The sequence below is a fragment of the Micromonospora sp. SL1-18 genome (genome assembly GCF_047921505.1).
Taxonomy (GTDB): Bacteria; Actinomycetota; Actinomycetes; order Mycobacteriales; family Micromonosporaceae; genus Micromonospora.
Map to the genome: position 1 here is coordinate 65,235 of NZ_JBLROA010000001.1, position 16,462 is coordinate 81,696.

General features: G+C 72.7%; 22 protein-coding genes. All 22 read left to right on the forward strand.

The window, feature by feature from the left end; translation table 11 throughout:
- Window positions 1–67 precede the first annotated feature (67 nt).
- Window positions 68–382 carry a hypothetical protein gene (locus tag ACNAW0_RS00305; RefSeq protein ID WP_416285580.1) on the forward strand — a complete coding sequence of 105 codons (315 nt, stop codon included), beginning with the start codon at window positions 68–70 and terminating at the stop codon, window positions 380–382.
- A 3-nt stretch (window positions 383–385) separates the two neighbouring features.
- Window positions 386–2,257 (forward strand): hypothetical protein, encoded by a 1,872-nt coding sequence (locus ACNAW0_RS00310; protein WP_416285581.1) that lies wholly within the window; start codon window positions 386–388, stop codon window positions 2,255–2,257.
- On the forward strand, window positions 2,254–2,484 hold the full coding sequence (locus ACNAW0_RS00315) for a hypothetical protein (RefSeq protein WP_416285582.1): 231 nt from the start codon (window positions 2,254–2,256) through the stop codon (window positions 2,482–2,484). Before ACNAW0_RS00310 ends, ACNAW0_RS00315 begins: the two co-directional genes overlap by 4 nt.
- Window positions 2,477–2,737 carry a hypothetical protein gene (locus tag ACNAW0_RS00320; protein WP_416285583.1) on the forward strand — a complete coding sequence of 87 codons (261 nt, stop codon included), beginning with the start codon at window positions 2,477–2,479 and terminating at the stop codon, window positions 2,735–2,737. The genes ACNAW0_RS00315 and ACNAW0_RS00320 overlap by 8 nt, the downstream gene beginning before the upstream one ends.
- 3 nt (window positions 2,738–2,740) lie before the next feature.
- Window positions 2,741–4,945: a phage minor head protein gene (locus tag ACNAW0_RS00325; RefSeq protein WP_416285584.1), complete on the forward strand. Its 2,205-nt coding sequence runs from the start codon at window positions 2,741–2,743 to the stop codon at window positions 4,943–4,945.
- 14 nt (window positions 4,946–4,959) lie between these two features.
- Window positions 4,960–5,115: a hypothetical protein gene (locus ACNAW0_RS00330; RefSeq protein ID WP_416285585.1), complete on the forward strand. Its 156-nt coding sequence runs from the start codon at window positions 4,960–4,962 to the stop codon at window positions 5,113–5,115.
- A 653-nt stretch (window positions 5,116–5,768) separates the two neighbouring features.
- A complete protein-coding gene (locus ACNAW0_RS00335) occupies window positions 5,769–7,478 on the forward strand; it encodes a major capsid protein (RefSeq protein WP_416285586.1) in 1,710 nt (569 codons plus the stop codon).
- 65 nt (window positions 7,479–7,543) lie between these two features.
- The gene (locus ACNAW0_RS00340) at window positions 7,544–8,371 is read left to right on the forward strand and encodes a hypothetical protein (protein ID WP_416285587.1); all 828 of its coding nucleotides are present in this window, start codon (window positions 7,544–7,546) and stop codon (window positions 8,369–8,371) included.
- Window positions 8,372–8,379: 8 nt separating this feature from the next.
- Window positions 8,380–8,718, forward strand: a complete 339-nt coding sequence (locus tag ACNAW0_RS00345; protein ID WP_416285588.1) for a hypothetical protein — start codon at window positions 8,380–8,382, stop codon at window positions 8,716–8,718.
- 180 nt (window positions 8,719–8,898) lie between these two features.
- Window positions 8,899–9,225 carry a hypothetical protein gene (locus ACNAW0_RS00350; protein WP_416285589.1) on the forward strand — a complete coding sequence of 109 codons (327 nt, stop codon included), beginning with the start codon at window positions 8,899–8,901 and terminating at the stop codon, window positions 9,223–9,225.
- A 67-nt stretch (window positions 9,226–9,292) separates the two neighbouring features.
- Window positions 9,293–9,595 (forward strand): hypothetical protein, encoded by a 303-nt coding sequence (locus tag ACNAW0_RS00355; protein WP_416285590.1) that lies wholly within the window; start codon window positions 9,293–9,295, stop codon window positions 9,593–9,595.
- A 165-nt stretch (window positions 9,596–9,760) separates the two neighbouring features.
- Window positions 9,761–10,099 carry a hypothetical protein gene (locus ACNAW0_RS00360; protein ID WP_416285591.1) on the forward strand — a complete coding sequence of 113 codons (339 nt, stop codon included), beginning with the start codon at window positions 9,761–9,763 and terminating at the stop codon, window positions 10,097–10,099.
- 94 nt (window positions 10,100–10,193) lie between these two features.
- Window positions 10,194–11,204 (forward strand): N-6 DNA methylase, encoded by a 1,011-nt coding sequence (locus ACNAW0_RS00365; protein ID WP_416285592.1) that lies wholly within the window; start codon window positions 10,194–10,196, stop codon window positions 11,202–11,204.
- 117 nt (window positions 11,205–11,321) lie between these two features.
- Window positions 11,322–11,732 carry a hypothetical protein gene (locus ACNAW0_RS00370; RefSeq protein WP_416285593.1) on the forward strand — a complete coding sequence of 137 codons (411 nt, stop codon included), beginning with the start codon at window positions 11,322–11,324 and terminating at the stop codon, window positions 11,730–11,732.
- Between the two features lie 145 nt (window positions 11,733–11,877).
- Window positions 11,878–12,426: a hypothetical protein gene (locus tag ACNAW0_RS00375; RefSeq protein ID WP_416285594.1), complete on the forward strand. Its 549-nt coding sequence runs from the start codon at window positions 11,878–11,880 to the stop codon at window positions 12,424–12,426.
- Window positions 12,423–12,929 (forward strand): hypothetical protein, encoded by a 507-nt coding sequence (locus tag ACNAW0_RS00380; protein ID WP_416285595.1) that lies wholly within the window; start codon window positions 12,423–12,425, stop codon window positions 12,927–12,929. The genes ACNAW0_RS00375 and ACNAW0_RS00380 overlap by 4 nt, the downstream gene beginning before the upstream one ends.
- Window positions 12,926–13,309 (forward strand): hypothetical protein, encoded by a 384-nt coding sequence (locus ACNAW0_RS00385; RefSeq protein WP_416285596.1) that lies wholly within the window; start codon window positions 12,926–12,928, stop codon window positions 13,307–13,309. The genes ACNAW0_RS00380 and ACNAW0_RS00385 overlap by 4 nt, the downstream gene beginning before the upstream one ends.
- Complete coding sequence (locus ACNAW0_RS00390; protein ID WP_416285597.1) at window positions 13,309–13,593, forward strand: hypothetical protein; 285 nt, start codon at window positions 13,309–13,311, stop codon at window positions 13,591–13,593. Before ACNAW0_RS00385 ends, ACNAW0_RS00390 begins: the two co-directional genes overlap by 1 nt.
- 95 nt (window positions 13,594–13,688) lie before the next feature.
- Entirely contained in the window at window positions 13,689–14,060 is a 372-nt protein-coding gene (locus ACNAW0_RS00395) for a hypothetical protein (RefSeq protein WP_416285598.1), read from the forward strand.
- A gap of 126 nt (window positions 14,061–14,186) precedes the next feature.
- Entirely contained in the window at window positions 14,187–15,131 is a 945-nt protein-coding gene (locus tag ACNAW0_RS00400) for a PKD domain-containing protein (RefSeq protein ID WP_416285599.1), read from the forward strand.
- Window positions 15,132–15,138: 7 nt separating this feature from the next.
- Complete coding sequence (locus tag ACNAW0_RS00405; RefSeq protein ID WP_416285600.1) at window positions 15,139–15,921, forward strand: hypothetical protein; 783 nt, start codon at window positions 15,139–15,141, stop codon at window positions 15,919–15,921.
- Entirely contained in the window at window positions 15,918–16,460 is a 543-nt protein-coding gene (locus ACNAW0_RS00410; protein WP_416285601.1) for a hypothetical protein, read from the forward strand. The genes ACNAW0_RS00405 and ACNAW0_RS00410 overlap by 4 nt, the downstream gene beginning before the upstream one ends.
- Window positions 16,461–16,462: the final 2 nt, after the last annotated feature.

A 16,462-nucleotide genomic window follows, 5' to 3' on the forward strand; every position in this document is an offset into this window, starting at 1 on the left:
CGGGTTGCTCCGCGGACACATGACTTCGATCTAACCGGCCGCAATGGCATTGCCTATGCTCATAGCTGTGACGGGGCTGATCGAGGTCGTGGTGGTGCTGCTCTTCGTCGCGCGGATGGCGCGGCTGATCGTCGCCGACGAGATCACCCGACGACCCCGCGAAGCGATCGTCAGGCGGCTACCCGACGGCAGCCCGCTCGCCTACCTGCTGCTCTGCCGCTGGTGCTTGTCCGTGTGGGTCGCCGTGCCGGTGGCCACCGCCTGGTGGCACCTGTCCGACCTTTCCCGCTGGTCGGGCTACTGGTGGGTCGACGTACCCACCGTCGCGCTGGCCCTGTCGTACGCGACCGGCCTGCTCGTGCGCGCCGAGCCCGAGGAGTAGCGCATGGGCTGGTGGGGCACGAAGCCCAACGTCGACAGCGCGGTCGGCAAGGCGACCGCGGTCGTCGCGTCGGCGGCGAAGATGCGCTACGACTCCAGCGGCAGCCTGCGCAAGGTCACCAAGCAGCAGTGGCAGGACGAGGCGTGGCGGCACTACGAGGAGTGCGGTGAGTTCGCCTTTTTGGTCGACCTGATCGCGAAGGCGATGGGTCGCGCCCGGCTATACATCACGCAGGTCGACGACGAGGGCCGTCCGATGGAGACGCCCGACCAGGCGCCGACCGGCGTCAACGAGACGTTCCTCGGCGGCCCCAGCATGCAGGCCGAGCTGCTGCGCGACGCCGGCATTCAACTCGGCGTGCCCGGCGAGTGTTACCTGATCGGCGAGCCGGAACGCGACGCCGAAGGCAAGGCCACCGACCGGGAGCGGTGGTTCATCGCGTCGGTGGAGGAGCTGACCGAGCGGGCCGGGAAGTACGTGCTCGACCAGGGCGACGGGGCACGCGAGCTGGAGTCCGACGAGACGGTCATCGTGCGGATCTGGGTGCCGAGCCCTCGCAAGCACGCGCTGCCGTCCAGCCAGGTGCAGTCCAACCGGCGGGTGCTGCGGCTGGTCGAGCGGCTGACGCAGTACGTGCAGTCGCAGATCGACTCCCGGCTGGCCGGCGCGGGCATTCTGCTGCTACCCAACGAGCTGAGCTTCGTTGCGCCCGAGCAGGAGGAGGACGCCGAGGACGGGGTGTCGTCGTTCCTGTCGACGCTGACGGAGGCGATGACCACCGCGGTGAAGGACCGCGACAGCGTGGCTGCCCTCGTCCCGATCGTGGTGCAGGGCCCCGCCGAGCACCTGGAGAAGGCGCGGCTGCTCAGCTTCGCCACGGAGCTGAGCGCCGCCGTGCCGGCGATGCTGGACGGCGCGATCCGGCGGCTCGCGCTGGGCTTGGACGCCCCGCCGGAGATGCTGCTGGGCATGACCCAGGCGAACCATTGGGGTGCCTGGATGACCGACGAGGCGACGATCAAGTACCACGTCGAGTCGAAGCTGGAGCTGTTCTGCGCGGCGCTGACCGAGCAGATGCTGTGGCCGGCGCTGGAGGGCGCGCAGGGTGTGGCCGACCCGCGCCGGTGGATCGTCTGGTACGACACCAGCGAGCTGACGCAGACGCCGGACAAGGGCGCCGACGCGAAGGACCTGTACGGCCTGGGCGAGCTGTCGGGGGATGCGCTGCGCCGCGAGACCGGGTTCGGCGACGGCGACAAGCCGACCGACGAGGAGCGGGAGCTGCGGCGGCTGCTGGAGATCATCCGCACGGTGCCGGCGGCCGGGCCGCTGCTGGTGACCCGGCTGCTGGAGGTCGCCGGGGTGAGCGTGCAGCTCGACCCGGAGGCGTTGAAGCCGCAGCCGACCCAGGGCGAGCTGCCCGGCGGGGATCCGCCCGCCGACGAGGAGCCGACGACGGAGCCGCCGCCCGGCGACACCGAAGACCGCGGCCCGCCCGAACCGGCGGCGATCACCGCAGCGGCCGGGCCGATGAGCGCGCCGTTCGTCGCCGCGTGCGAGGTCCTGGCGCTGCGGGCGCTGGAGATCGCCGGCAAGCGGGCGCTCGGCCGGGAGAGGTACCGGCACCAGGGGTTGAAGGCGTGGGAGTACCACACGGTGCGCCCGTCCACGCCGGCGTCGGTGCCCCGGCTCCTCGACGGAGCGTGGACGGCGGTGCCCGCCGTGGCGGCGAAGCTCGACGTCGACGACGAGAAGCTGACGGCGGCGCTGACCGCGTACGTCGGCGGGCTGCTCGTCACGGGCGCGCGGCACGACGTCGACGAGCTGCGCGAGCACCTGGCCGCCACCGGAGCCGGGGAGCTGGTGCCGGCATGAGCGTGACCATCCTCGCGCCGGACCTGGTGCCCGCCCACGGGTACGCCTGCCAGCGGTCCGGGCGCGGGAAGGGCTGCGAGCGGCTGCGGTGGACGATCTGCCGCACCTGCGGGTGGTGGGGCGACCTGTGGGAGGGCGACCAGCCGCCGCTGACCGACGCCGGCCACGTGTGCGACCCGGACGCCGTGGCGCGACGCAACGAGGCAAGGAGGAAGACTGATGGTTGACCCGGAGCAGGTGAGCCTGGCGCAGCTCAAGGCGGCGTTCGCACCGCTGGGCATCGCGCTTGACCAGGACTTCGTGCGGCTGGAGCTGTCCGAGGACAAGCTGACGCTGTACCGACTGGTGCGGAACCCGTCGGGGCTGCCCGTCAGCCGGGTCGAGAACTGTGTGCAGTCGGTGGCCTCGACCGTCGCGGTCGTCGGCGAGCCGCCCGCCGGCCTGGCCCCCACCGAGCCGGACCCCGCGCCGGGGGGCTGAGCCGTGGCCGAGCAGGACCCGTGGCTGCCGCTGCGCCTCGACCACGAGGCGCGGGTGGTGGCCGCCGAGCGGCGGATGCTGCGGGCCGCCCGCGCGGCGCTGCGCGCCTGGCTGCGCGACGCGCGGGCGGTCACGCTGCCGGTCACCGCCGCGGCCCTGCCGCCGGACCCGAGCGCGCTCGCCGGCGCCGGGCAGGCGTGGTTCGAGGCGATGACGGTGCACCTGGTGCCGGCGGCCGAGCAGACGTTCCTGGCGGGAGTCGCCGACGCGGGCGGCGACGTGGAGCTGCTGCGGGTCGCGCAGATGAAGGACGAGTACCTGGCGGCGCTGCCGAACCGGCTGGTCGGCGTGCCCGACAGCGCGTGGCAGCAGGTGACGGCGGCCGTCGCCGAGCTCACCGCCGAGGGCGCGAGCGTGCCGCGCATCCGCGACGCGATCGAGGCGATCCTGGGCGAGCGGTCGTGGGAGGACCGGGCGGTGACGATCGCCCGGACGGAGACGATCGGCGCGTACAACGCGGGGACGCTGACCGCGTGGCTGACCGCCGAGCAGGCGTTCGACGAGAAGCTGGACAAGGTGTGGGTGGCCACGCACGACGAGCGGACCCGGCACGACCACCGGGACGCGGACGGGCAGCGGGTCGCCCTCGACGGCGTGTTCATGGTCGGCGGGATACCGATGCGGTACCCGGGCGACCCGGCCGCGCCGCCCGGGCAGACGGTGAACTGCCGCTGCACGATGATCGAGGTGGAGGCCGATGAGCCCCTGCCTGCGGTCCCGAAGCACCTGTGGCCCCGGCGTGACCGGGCCACCGGGTTGGACATCACGGTGACGGCGGCGGCAGCCGCGAAGGGTGGCAAGCAGATGGCGACGTGGAAGGGTGTGCTGGCGCCGCTGGGTGCCAAGTCGGGCGACCGGCGGATCTTCGCGGCGGACGGTGACTGGTCGTTCCGCGACCTGCCCCTGGCGCTGCGGTGGGCGCGTGAGGACGCCCCCGGGCACGAGGGCGCGGTGACGATCGGCCGGATCACGGCCGGCGAGGTGCAGAAGAGCCGGCTGTCCGGGGCGGGCGACTTCATCGACGCGGTGCCGGAGCTGGGCGAGGCGCTGGAGCTGCTGCGCGCTGGGGTGCTGTTCCCGAGCGTGGACTTGGACGACTTCGAGTTCATGTTCACCGACGAGAAGGGCACGCCGATCGAGGACATGTCCGACGAGGAGTGGGAAGCCTTCATGGAGGCTGGCGAGGATCCGTACATCACGGTGACCAAGGGCCGGGTCATGGCGGTGACGCTCGTCGGCACGCAGGCGTTCCCCGACGCGAAGCTGGAGCTCGTCGACGACGAGCCGGCCGAGGGCGAGCCCGCAGACGAGGAGCCGAAGGAGGAAGAGGCGGTCGCGGCGTCGGGCGCGGCGGCGGCGAAGAAGCAGGTCGCGTCGCTGTACCCGCCGCGTGCCTGGTTCGACGACCCGGGCCTGGCCGAGCTGACGCCGATCACGGTCACCGCGGACGGCCGGGTGTTCGGGCACCTGGCGGACAAGGACTGCCACCTGTCGTTCCTGACCGGCGGGCAGTGCGTGGTGCCGCCGGAGGAGGGCGGCTTCGACTGGTTCCACCGGCCGGAGATCCAGACCGCCGAGGGGGAGCTGGTGGCGGTCGGGCACATCACGGCCGGCACGGGGCACGCCGATCTGCAGGCGAGTGCGGCGTCCGCCGTGGCGCACTACGACGACACGGGCACGCAGGTGGCGGTGGTGCGGGCCGGCCGGGACGCGCACGGCACCTGGGTGGCCGGGTCGCTGGTGCCGGAGGCGACGGAGGAGCAGGTGCAGCTGCTGCGCCGGTCGCCGCTGTCCGGGGACTGGCGGTGGATCGGCGGCGCCCGGCAGCTCGTCGCGGCGCTGTGCGTCAACGTCGGCGGGTTCCCGGTGGTCCGGGGCCGGTCGTCGGGCGGCCGGGCGTACGCGATGGTCGCCTCCGGATGGACCGGCTGGCAGCCGTCCGACCCGGACGCCGGCCGACGGCCGGAGACGCCGGCGCTGTCGCCGGCCGCCCTGGACGCGGCCGTGCGCCGCGCGGTGGCGGCCGGGTTCGCGGCCGAGCGGCAGCGCGTCGCCACCGCGACGCAGGCGGACCGGATCGCCGCGTCGATTGGGCGGGACCGCAAGACGCTCGTGGCGGCGCTGACCGCCACGGTGCACGGCAAGTAGGGGAGGAGGAGCCGATGGGCTGCAACTGCGGCGGCAAGCGGCGCAGTACGGTGTTCGTGCTGTCCTACGGGGATGGCCGGCATGGCGGCGAGTTCACGTCGAAGACGGACGCGGAGATCGCCGACGTGCGCAAGGGCGGCGGCGGCACGATCCGCCAGGTGCAGAAGTAGAGGGGCGGTGCGGTGCCATCCGGCACCGCACCGCCTCGCGTCTATGTCACGGGCCGCCACCCCCCTCGGGAGGTCGGGCGGCCCCGTCGGCGAGCTGCCTGTCAGACGCAGCTGCCGCCTCGGGTTGCGCGGGTTGACCCTGAGCCTCAGCACGCCCGTGGAGGCCGTCAGGTGTGGACGAATACTTGATGCGGAACGCGACGGTTTTCCAGTCGACCTCGAAGCTCCCGCCGTTCTTCTCGATCCGCCTAACCAGCAGGAATGCGAGAAGAATCAGCAGGGTCGGGATCGCCAGGGGAGTGACCGCGGCGTAAACGCTCGCGGCGACTCCCACAGTCGCGGGCCTAGCTGTCCGTCATGGGCACGGTGTACGCCCACCTTTCGCTGATCGATGAGTCCTTGACGCCTTCAGGCCAGGTTTCACATCACCCTTCCGGGGTCGGCGCGAGCCGGGCACAAGGTTAGGACTGCCCCGGGCGCGCCGCGACCGCCGGTCACCCACCGGCGGCCTTCGTTGCCTGTCAGACCACCATGGTGCCGCCCTCGCTGCCTTGATCGGAACTCGGTTCGGCTGCGTTACGCTGTCGGCTGAACCACCGATGCTGGCTGCGGGCCGGTCGGGACGAGATCCCTACCGTGCTGAGGAGCCGACGGTGGAGTTTGAGATCCCTTCGAGCCTGGACGGGCTCGACCTCGACGCCCTAACCGAGATGGAGAACCAGGCCGTCGCGGCGTTCGACGCCCTGCGCGACGACGCGGCCCTGGACGCCGATGGCCTCGCCCGGCTGCGGGAGCTGGCTGCGTTCGTGCAGTCGGTGCGTGCCGAGCAGGCGCGGATCGAGCAGGCGGCCGAGCAGGTCGCCTCCGAGCTGGACGACCTGACCGCGACGGTGCACGGCGTTCCGGAGGGCGGCGATGGCGACGGTGACGAGGGCGACGGCGGCGAAGCCGAGGAGGAGCCGGCGGAGGAGGAGCCGGCTGAGGAGACGCCTGCCGAGGAGCCGGCGGCCGAGGCGCCAGCGCCGCAACAGCCGACGCCGGTCGTCGCTTCGTTGGCCCGCCGGGCGGCCCGCCGTCAGCCGAAGCCGAAGGTGACCAGCGCCGGCAAGTCGGCGGTCATCAAGGCGGCGGCGGACGTGCCGAACGTGCCGCACGGGCACGTGTTCTCCTCCGTGTCGGAGGTCGCGTCGGCGTTCGACGACAAGTTCGCGGGCTTCCCGCGCGGGGTGGGGGTCGCGACCCGTATCAAGCAGAACGTGGCTCGGGTGGAGCTGCCCGTCGACCAGGCGCTCGTCGCCGGGGGCAGGGGCCTGACCGACATGGAGCTGGTGGAGCTGGCCGCGTCGGAGTCGCGGCTGTCGGGTGGCAACCTCGTCGCGGCCGGCGGCTGGGGTGCCCCGTCGGAGACGCTGTGGGAGCTGTGCGAGGGCTTGGAGACGACGGAGGGTCTGCTGGATCTTCCGGGCATCACGGTTCCGCGCGGCGGCGGTATCAAGGTGCCGGCCAACCTCGACTTCCGGGACCTGTATTCGGGGATCGGCTTCGTGCAGACCGAGGCCGACAGCACTGCGGGGGTTGACAAGTCCTCGTACCGGGTGCCGACGGTGAACTGGGCCGAGACGCGCCTCGAGGTGGACGGGGTGCAGATCGAGCAGGACATCGTGCAGAACGCGGTGTGGCCGGAGCTGACCCGGGACGTGGTGCGGCGGACGCTGACCGCCCACGAGCACAAGATCAACGCGCGGCTGATCCAGCGGATGGCCGCCGCGCCGGGGCAGTCGACGCAGTTCGCGCTGACCCTCGGCGGCGACGTCGACGGCGACGAGACGACCACTGCCCTGCTCGGCGCGATCTCCCTCGCCGCGACGGACTACCGGTACCGGTATCGGCTCGGCCGGCGGCAGCTGCTGGAGTGCGTGGTGCCGCTGTGGCTGATCGACTGGATCCGGGCGGACATGTCGCGGCGTGCCGGGGTGAACTACCTCGACGTGACCGACGAGCAGATCACGGCGTGGTTCACCCGGAGGCACCTGCGGCCGCAGTTCGTCTACGACTGGCAGGACGGGTACGCCGACGCGGCCGGCAGCGGCTTCGGCGGCAGCGCCGCCCCGGGCCAGTGGCCGGCGAACGCGGACGTGCTGATCTACGCGCCGGGCACGTGGGTGAAGGGCTCCAAGTCGATCATCGACCTGTCGGCGGTCTACGACAGCACGAAGCTGAAGGACAACGAGTACATCGCCCTGTTCACCGAGCAGGCGACGCTGCTGGTGAAGCGGTGCTTCGTGTCCTACAAGGTGAGCGTGCCGCTGTGCCCGACGGGCGTCACCGGCAGCACCGTGCCGTTCGACTGCTCGGCGGTCTGAGCTACCCGTTTGAGCGGGGCCGCGCCCACGCTGGGCGCGGCCCCCAGCCGGTGAGGAGATGACGGGTGACGCAGCCCTTGGTGTATGTGGACGCCCCGGCGACGACGCCGTACCGGTTCGGGCTGTTCTCGGCTGCGGCCGTGGTCGACGCGGCCAACCAGCGCGAGTTCCAGGCCGGGGTGGAGTGGGAGCCGCAGTGCGTGGATGCGCCTGCGCCGACGAACGCGGCGGCGGCCTCGGACGCGAACCGCGCGGCGATGGCGCTTCCGGACGGGGTGCCGAGCGTGAAGTCGGCGGTGATCCGGCTGTACGCCGGCCTGACCGGCCGGTCGGTGGCCCGGCCGGACCTGACCGAGCGGGCGCGACGGGCGATGGGCCAGGTCGAGCAGCAGTCGCTGGAGCATTACGTGTGGACCGGCGAGGCCGGCACCGAGGAGTTCCTGGCGGCGGCCGACGCGGAGGTGCTGGCCGGCTCGGACGCTGCGCCGGTGCCGCTGGAGGAGGGCGTCGGCCGGCTGGAGGCGCACATCGCCGACCGGGCCGGGGTGCTCGGCGCGGTGTGGGCACCACGGTGGACGGCCGGGTGGTTCGTGGGCAAGAGCCTGACGCGGATCGAGGGCCCGCGCATGGTGGCCCCGCTGGGCGACCCGATCGTGTTCGCGCAGACCAGCGGCGTCGGGCCGGGTGGCGCCGCGCCGGGCGACGACGAGGCGTGGCTGTACGCGACGGGGCCGGTGATGGTGCGGCGCTCGGCGGTGTTCCTGCCGAAGCTGCCGGAGGCCCTGGACCGCAAGGACAACGAGGTGTTCGCCGTCGCGGAGCGGTTCTACACGGTCGGGTGGAGCTGCGCGACGGCGGCGGTGAAGGTCAAGCTGCCGGGCGTGCCGGCGTAGGAGGAGACATGGCGCTGATCTACCCGAAGGACCGCGCGGACGCGCAGGTCCTCGCGAAGCAGCTGCTGGAGGCGGCCGGCGAGGAGCGCCGCTTCGAGGTGCAGACGACGACGGACGGCCCGGTGGGGCTGGCGTTCGACGTGCCCGACGACCTGGCGGAGAAGGTGCTGAGGTCCGGCGACGGCCGGCAGCGTGTGGAGGCTCCCGCGGAGGTCGAGGCCACCGCGCAGGACACGTCGGCCGACGCCGGGGCCGACGGGTCCGGGGCGGGCGCCGAGTTGGCGGACGGTTCCTCCCCGCCGTCGGCGAAGGCGTCCCGGTCGACCTCGCGCCCGTCGCGGAGCTGACCGGTACCCCTCGCCCCGGACCGCGCCGCCCTGCCTGGTTTCTTCCCCGTGCCAGGCGGGGCGGCGCTTTTCGTGTGACCCGCTCCACGGCCCGGAGTGTACATAAAACTTGTACGCGAGACTGAAATTTGCATACAATGAATATGTACGCAACGCGCTATCCCTACAGGAGGGTTTGAGATGGAGAAGCGGGTCAACGAGCTGGCTCTGGAGTTCGGTGTCGAGGCCGAGGGTGCCGACCGGTTCGGGCTGGTCGCCCAGCTGGCGGTGCGGATCGTGGAGGCCGAGCGGGAGCTGGAGCGGGCGGGCGTCGAGCTCACCGGGGCGACCGAGGACGCGGTGGTCAACGCGAAGGCAGGCGACCTGCGCACGGCGGTGCGCGGCGACCTGCTGGCCGCCGTGAGCGACAAGGCGGCGGCGTTCGACGCGGCGCTGATGAAGGTGGCCGAGCGGCGGACGGCCCTGGCGTACGTCGCCGAGAGCGTGAAGGCCAACCGGGCGAACTGAGCAAGCCGATGCGCGCCGGCCGGGGGAGCCCCGGCCGGCGCGCCCGTTTGAGATAAGGGGAGTTCACGTGGAGATCGCCAAGCAGCTGGTCGAGGAAGCCGCCACGGCGCCGGAGCCGGCCGAGAAGGACCGGGTGTGCTGGGACGCCCCGTGGGAGCCGACCGAGCGGACCGGCACCGTGAAGCAGGTGCGCGACGGCATGGTGTGGGTCCAGGAGGACGACGCCGACAGCACGTGGGTGTTGGGCGTCGAGCGGGTGACGAAGGTCGAGCCGGCGAAGGCGGTCGACCACCTGGACTGCCGGGGGTTCGACAACCAGGAGTTCTACTGGCACTGCTACACGCACGAGCTGTACCGCCAGGAGTTCTGAGCTGAGCGGTCCGCCGCCCCTCGCGCCCCACGTGGGCGCGGGGGGCGGCGTCGTTGTGTGGCCCGCCCCACAGCCCGAGGCATACATAAAACTTGTACATAGGCCTGGTGGCTGCCTACAATGAATGTGTACAGCAAGCCGCCCCGACTGCGCGAGGAGAGCCCGATGAACCCGATGGACCTGAACGTGACCGACGAGAGCGGCCGGCGGGTGCTGAGCTGGGCGGACACCGTGACCATCAACCGGCTGAACGCGATCAACGAGGCCCTGCAGGCGGCACTGCGGGAGCCGGTCCGCCGCCCCACCGAGGAGGAGGACCGGGCGCTGCTGGCCCACAACCGGCGGGTGCGGGAGCACAACACGCGGGTGCTGGCCGAGCGCGAGCGGGTGGCGCGCGAGAAGCAGGCGCGCGAGAACGCGCGGGAGACGGCGGCGGTGCGCAAGCGGCTGTGCGACAGCTGCTTCTGCGAGCTGCCCGCCTCGGGCGTGTGCGGCATGTGCTGACCGACCCCTGAGCGCCCCCGTAGCCCGAGCGGCTGCGGGGGCGCCGCCGTTCCCGCCGGCGGGAGAGCCGGCGGCAGTTCACGTGGAGGACGAGATGACGACAACGACGGTGGCGCGGCGCGCGAACGCCGTGCCGTCCGACCCGCGCGAGCACGCGCGGGCGATCGCGGAGGCGGTCGACCAGGCATGGCACAGCCGGTACGGCGGCTCGCGGGTCGAGGTGCCGATGTCGGTGGTGGCGATCCTGGCGGTGCTGGCGCGGGAGGCGCCGGACCCCGACCAGCTCGACCGGGTGGGCGAGATGGCGGAGCGCCTGGACCACGAGGGGTTCTGGCTGCTGATGCAGCGGCTGTGGTGCGAGTTCGCGGCGCTGAGGCCCGACCTGAACCCGCGGACGAAGCACCTGTGGTCGTGGACCGAGGACGAGCCGGACGAGACGACGAAGCGCGCCGTGCACGCCGTCGGCCAGGCGGCGCTAAAGCGCGGGGTGCTCGGCCGGTTCGGGCCGGACGGGTGGGGCGACTACGACCTGCTGGGGACGCTGCTCCAGCAGATGAAGAGCCACGGCGGGCGGAAGGGCATCGGCCAGTTCCTGACGCCGGTGGACGTGACCGAGCTGATCGGCCGGATGGCGGGGCCGAAGGAGGGCGAACGGGTCCTGGAGCCGTGCGCCGGCACCGGCACGATGTTCCTCGGCGTGGCCCGGGCCATGCGGGAGAGCGGGCTCGACCCGACGACGTGCGAGTGGTGGGCGAACGACCTGGACCCGCTCGCGGCGGCGCTGTGCGCGGTGAACGTGCACCTGTGGGGGCTGGGCTGGCGGGTGGTTGTCGGCTGCGGCGACGGGCTGCTGAACCAGTGGATGCACGAGGCCCTGGAGCACCGGCAGATCGCGATCGACGAGATGCGGCGGGCGTGGACGCTCGCCAGGCAGATTGCGGCGGTGCGGTCGGTGTTGGAGCTGCCGACGCCGGAGAGCCCGCTGGACCGGCACATGCGGAAGGCGCGGCCGAAGCCGCCGCCCCCGCCGCCCCCGCCGCCGCCGGCACCGGACTCGTCGACGTTCGACGCGGACGCGGTGTTCCGGCAGGGCCGGCTGTTCTGACCGGCCGGTTGTGTGACGCGCTACACGGCCCCGTGCGTACATAAATTGTGTACGCGCGGGCCCGTGTCGCATACAATGAATATGTACGTCCTGCCTGGATTCACGTGGAGGGAAGAGATGGCAGACAGCACGATCCAGCCTGGCAAGAAGGCGACGGCCGACGAGTGCGGGTGGTTCAACTGCCTGGACGACGACGAGTGCTGCACGCACTGCGGAGCGCACCGCGCGGACGCGCACGACCCGACCTGCCGGCACTACGACGGGCCGGGCGACGAGTGCGACGCCAAACCGGACGAGGAGGAGCCGCCGGTGCTGATCGTCGTCACGAGCTGGAGTGGCGGGAGCGTGCGGGTGCTGGGGACGCGCGAGGCCCTGGAGGAGTACGCGGCGGCGAGGGTCGCGTGGCGGTACCGGGAGCAGGTCGTGGAGATGATGCTCGCCTGGCTGGCCGACGGTGCGCCGTCGCCATACGCGTACGCGGCCTGGCACGGCGAGACGGAGTTCTGGTCGGTGGACGTGGCCGGCTAGTGGCTGCGCAGGCGGGGCTGGGCGGGTGCCCGGCCCCGGTGCGGAGTTCCTAGTGGGCTCTGGCTGTCCGGTCACTATTGACGATTGCGGCCGGACAGAGCAAGGTAACTGTCCGAGTAGGACCCGGTTCACGTGGAGGTAAACCATGGGTCTACGCGCGCTGGTCGGCACCGAGGGTGCCGACGGTGTGTACCTGGCACGGCACGTGCAGCACGACGGGTGCCCGACGATGGTCGTCCCGGCCCTGTCGGTGCTGGTGCACGAGCTGTGCGGCCACAGCCCCGAGCGGGCGGCGGCGGTGCTGTTGCAGTGCGACTGGTCGCGGCTGTACGCGGTGCCCGGCACCGGGCCGACCGGCCACATGGTCGGCGTGCCCTCCGAGGGCTACCCGGCGCAGACCGGCCGGATCGCCGAGGCCCGCGCGGGCGACCGCGAGTGGGCGTACCTGTTCGGCGGCCACCGGCTGCACGTCTACCTGGGGGTGTTCCCCGAGCGCGGCCCGAAGCGGTGGCAGCCGTGGGCGTGCTGGTCGCTGCACGAGCTGCACGACCTGACGCAGCTGGACCTGCTGGAGGTCCAGAAGGCGGGCTACGCGGCGCAGTGGCGGGCGTCCGACTACCGCGGCTACATGGAGGCCGTCCGGACGTCGGTGCGGGACGTGACCCGCATCGGGCTGATGGAGGCGGGCCGGTGAGGGCGCTGGTGGGGCAGTTCGCCCCGGGCAGCCGGTGGTACCGGGCCCGCCCCGTCGAGCTGGAGGGCCAGCCCAGCTGGACCCTCGGGCAGATGCGGGCGATATGGGCGCGCACCTTCGGCCGGGACACCGGGCGGATGGTGGAGGCGCTGCTGCACCGGGACTGGTCGCAGCTGGCGTGCGTGCCGTGGCCGGCGGAGGCCGTCGCGGAGCGCCGCCCCGAGTGGGCGTACGTGGTCGGCATGGGGCGCGCGGTGCGCCCCGAGGCGTCCGGCTCGGCGGTCGTCGGCCAGATGGGCGTCGACGGGCCCGCCGACGACGACGGGTGGGCCTACCTGTGGGAGGCCAAGTTCGGGGCGCTGCACGTCTACGCGGCGCACCGCGGCCGGTGGCACCACCTGGCGACGCTGCCCGCCGACGTGTGGGCCGGGATGACCGAGCAGCTGGTGATCGATGTGGAGGCCAGGTTCAGCTGGCTGGAGCGAGAGGAGAAGGCGGCGTGACCGTCGAGACGAGGAGGCTGGCGAACCCGCCGATCCGGGTCGAGGAGTTGCAGCGCCGGGACGAGGTGCTGCTGTTCGGGCAGCTGGTGGAGATCGCCGACGTGCAGCCGGTGCGGGACTTCCCGACCTGCGTCAACCTGGTGATCCTGCCGCGCGGCGGGCAGCCGAGGGAGACGCTGGTGCCCCGGGACATGCTGCTGCTCGGGATGCGGCTGCCCCGGCTGCTGCCGCTGCGCTGCCAGGGCTGCGACGGGCAGATGCAGGTGCCGGTCGACCTGGCGCAGGGCAGGCCGTCGCCGGTGGTGTGCGGCCGGTGCCGCGGCCGCATCGTCGAGGGCACGGCGCAGGTGAGGCCGCCCGCCCCGGTCGGGAGGTACTGATGGAGAACGTGCTGGCGGCCCTGATGGCCGACAACGACGCCGACCGGGAGAAGTTCCTGAACCGGGAGGTGCTGCGGCACGCGGTGATGCGGCAGATCACCTGCGAGCGGACGGGTCAGGTCCTCGACGTCCGCACGGCGGTGATGGTGACCTGGATCAAGGGCGACAACCGGAGCGCCGTGGTGGTGACCGGTGAGGCCTGGGACGAGGTGGCCGAGCACGTGCGGGCCAAGGTCGAGGAGCTGGGCTCGGAGCTGGAGGTGATCGACGGCCGCCAGCTGTGACCGGCCGGGTGGCGAGGGTTGCCGTCTGTTGGGAGGATCGGGGCCGTGCCTTCGGGCACGGCCCCGTTCACTGTGGAGGAAGCACTATGGAGCCGTTGGCGCAGTTCGGAAGCCACGTCGCGGGACGCAACGCGCGGGTGAGGATCTGGCCCGACCGGATCGAGTGGAGCAAGCCGGGACGCACGACGGTGGCGAACGCGCTGCTGGTGATCCTGGCGGTCTACACGGTGGCGCTGTCGCTGCTGATCCCGGCGTGCCGCCCCCGGTTCAAGGAGCAGGGCCGGCAGATGCTCGCCATGCGGGCGGTGCAGTCGGTGGCGTCCCAGCGGGACGGCCTGCACACGGCGGTGGCGGTGGTGGCCGGCGCGACGACGATCGCGTTCCGGGTGCCGCACGGCCAGGCCGAACAGATCGAGACGCTGATCCGCGACCTGGTGCTGGGCAACCACCCGGCGGCGCAGAAGTAGCGGCCGCCAGCTCGTCAACGAGGGCGCTGTGTCCCACCCGGGGCCAGCGCCCTCTCGGCTACGCTGGCGGGGTATTCGCCGCTGGCTGCGGGCCGGGCATGGACCTTCGCTGTTGAGGGATGCCTGATGACCGCAGTGTGCGACACCCCGGTAAAGGGGAAGATGCTCCGGGCCACGAAGCTCGGGGTGTGCGGCGACCCGATCCTGGGCGCCGGAGGATGGCCGACCCACGTCACGTCGAAGGGCTTCGTCAGCGTCGAGTACGCGGCCGAGGTCGACGACGGCGAGGAGATCGACCAGAAGGACGCAAACGGCGACCCGTTGGTCTACGAGCCGGCCCGGCGGCGGATCAAGCTGTACAACGTGACGGTCACCTGCGGGCGGGTCGACCCGGAGCTGTACACGCTGTTCACCGGGATGCCGGTGGTGCTCGACGAGGACGGCAACGCGACCGGCATGCGGGTCACCTCGGCGGTGAACCTCGACTCGGCGGTGGCGCTGGAGGTGTGGTCGGGCACCCAGCTGAAGAAGTGCGTGGCCGGCGCGATCCAGCGGCCGAGGTTCGGGTACTTCCTGCTCCCGCAGATCATCGACGGGCAGATCGGGGACTTCACGATCGAGAACGGAGCGGCGAGCTTCACGCTGACCGGCAAGGCGATCGAGAACCCGGGCTGGGGTGTCGGGCCGTACGACGTCTACCTGCGCAAGACGGGCGTCGCGCGGCTGATGGACCCGGTGGGCGACCAGGACCTGCTGCACCTCGACTGGACGTTCCTGCCGCCGCCGGCGCCGACGTGCGGGCTGACCGCGCGGCCGCCGGACGGGGACCTGGCGGCCGCGGTCGCCGACGCGACGGGCCGCACCGCGGAGTTCACGGCGACGTACGTGCCGGCCGCCCCGGACGACACCTACTCGGTGGATTGGGGCGATGGGACGTCGTCGGCCGGGCCGGCGGTCGGCCAGAAGGTGACGCACCAGTACGCGGCCGGCGGGACGTACCTGGTGACGGTCACGCACACGGTGAGCGGCGCGCAGCGGTTCAAGTCGTTCGTCGCCCCGGCCGGCGGCTGAGGCTGCGGTGGCGCAGCCGGCGCGGACCGGCCCGTGCGACTGGCCGCTGAACACGGCGTACTGCAGGGGCTGGGACCAGCATGACGAGGTGGTCCGGAAGGCGGCCACGGATCTCGCGACGGAGGTCCTGTGGGCGCTGTCCGGCCGCCGGTTCGGCGTGTGCTCGTCGACGGTGCGGCCGGTGCGGCGCGGCGACGGCGAGGCGTGGCGGCGGTGGGAGTCGTGGCTGGACCTGCCGTACGGGGGCAGCTTCGCGGTGACGTTCTGCGGCTGCCTGGTGGGGGCGTGCGCGTGCGGGTCGGTCGGGCAGGAGCTGAGCTTGCCCGGCCCGATCGACGCGGTGACCCGGGTCGTGGTCGACGGCCAGGTGGTGCCGGCCGAGGCGTACGCGGTGTACGACCGGCGGTGGCTGGCGCGGATCGACGGCGGCTCCTGGCCGAACCGGCAGGACCTGACGAAGGCGGACGACCAGCCGGGCGCGTGGGCGGTCACCTATGAGCGGGGCGTGCCGGTGCCCGGTGGCGGGCAGGTGGCGGCCGGCGCGTACGCCTGCGAGGTGGCGAAGGCGATGGTCGCCGACACGACGTGCCGGCTGCCGAGGCGCGTGCAGTCGCTGGTGCGCCAAGGCGTGCAGCAGACGTTTGTCGACCCCGCGCGGCTCGCTCGGGACGGCATGACGGGGCTGCCCGAGGTCGACCAGTGGCTGCGGGTGGTGAACCCGAACCGGCTGCCCCGCGACACGGTGGTGTGGTCGCCGGACCTGGACCGTGGACGAAGGAGGACGTCGTGACCGAGCCGGTGGTGGAGCCGCAGGACGACGTGGCGTGGCCGGTGGCGGTGAGGCTGCGCGAGCTGATCGGCGGCGCGTTGGACGGGGCGCTCGGCGGGACGCCCGCCGTGGTGGCGGTGGTGCCCGGGCGGGACGTGGCGATCGACTCGTGCTGCGAGGGCCAGGCGTGGGTGCGGGTCGTGCGGACGTACCCGGTGCTGCCGGAGGAGTTCCCCGGCGGGCGGGGCACGCCGCTCGACGACGGCGCGGACCCGGGGGCGTTCTGGGCGGTGGAGCTGGGCGCGGGCACCGCCCGCTGCGCGCCGAGCCCCGACGACGCCGGCAACCCGCCGACGGCGGCCGAACTTGAGCGCAGCGCGGCGGAGCTGGCCGACGACGCCGGCCGGATCCGGCGGACGGTGCTGTGCGAGCTGCAGAAGCTCCCGCAGGTCGAGTCGGTGTGGATCGGGGAGCAGTCCAGCGTCGGCCCGTCCGGCGGCTGCGTCGGCCAGGAGGTCCTGGTCGCGGTGATGACCAACGTGTGCGTGTGCGAGGTGTGAGG

Coding starts and splice junctions, on each gene's coding strand:
- ACNAW0_RS00315 (WP_416285582.1), top strand. CDS start 2,254: ATGAGCGTGACCATCCTCGCGCCGGACCTGGTGCCCGCCCACGGGTAC.
- ACNAW0_RS00370 (WP_416285593.1), top strand. CDS start 11,322: ATGGCAGACAGCACGATCCAGCCTGGCAAGAAGGCGACGGCCGACGAG.
- ACNAW0_RS00390 (WP_416285597.1), top strand. CDS start 13,309: ATGGAGAACGTGCTGGCGGCCCTGATGGCCGACAACGACGCCGACCGG.
- ACNAW0_RS00375 (WP_416285594.1), top strand. CDS start 11,878: ATGGGTCTACGCGCGCTGGTCGGCACCGAGGGTGCCGACGGTGTGTAC.
- ACNAW0_RS00400 (WP_416285599.1), top strand. CDS start 14,187: ATGACCGCAGTGTGCGACACCCCGGTAAAGGGGAAGATGCTCCGGGCC.
- ACNAW0_RS00310 (WP_416285581.1), top strand. CDS start 386: ATGGGCTGGTGGGGCACGAAGCCCAACGTCGACAGCGCGGTCGGCAAG.
- ACNAW0_RS00330 (WP_416285585.1), top strand. CDS start 4,960: ATGGGCTGCAACTGCGGCGGCAAGCGGCGCAGTACGGTGTTCGTGCTG.
- ACNAW0_RS00360 (WP_416285591.1), top strand. CDS start 9,761: ATGAACCCGATGGACCTGAACGTGACCGACGAGAGCGGCCGGCGGGTG.
- ACNAW0_RS00345 (WP_416285588.1), top strand. CDS start 8,380: ATGGCGCTGATCTACCCGAAGGACCGCGCGGACGCGCAGGTCCTCGCG.
- ACNAW0_RS00350 (WP_416285589.1), top strand. CDS start 8,899: ATGGAGAAGCGGGTCAACGAGCTGGCTCTGGAGTTCGGTGTCGAGGCC.
- ACNAW0_RS00320 (WP_416285583.1), top strand. CDS start 2,477: ATGGTTGACCCGGAGCAGGTGAGCCTGGCGCAGCTCAAGGCGGCGTTC.
- ACNAW0_RS00365 (WP_416285592.1), top strand. CDS start 10,194: ATGACGACAACGACGGTGGCGCGGCGCGCGAACGCCGTGCCGTCCGAC.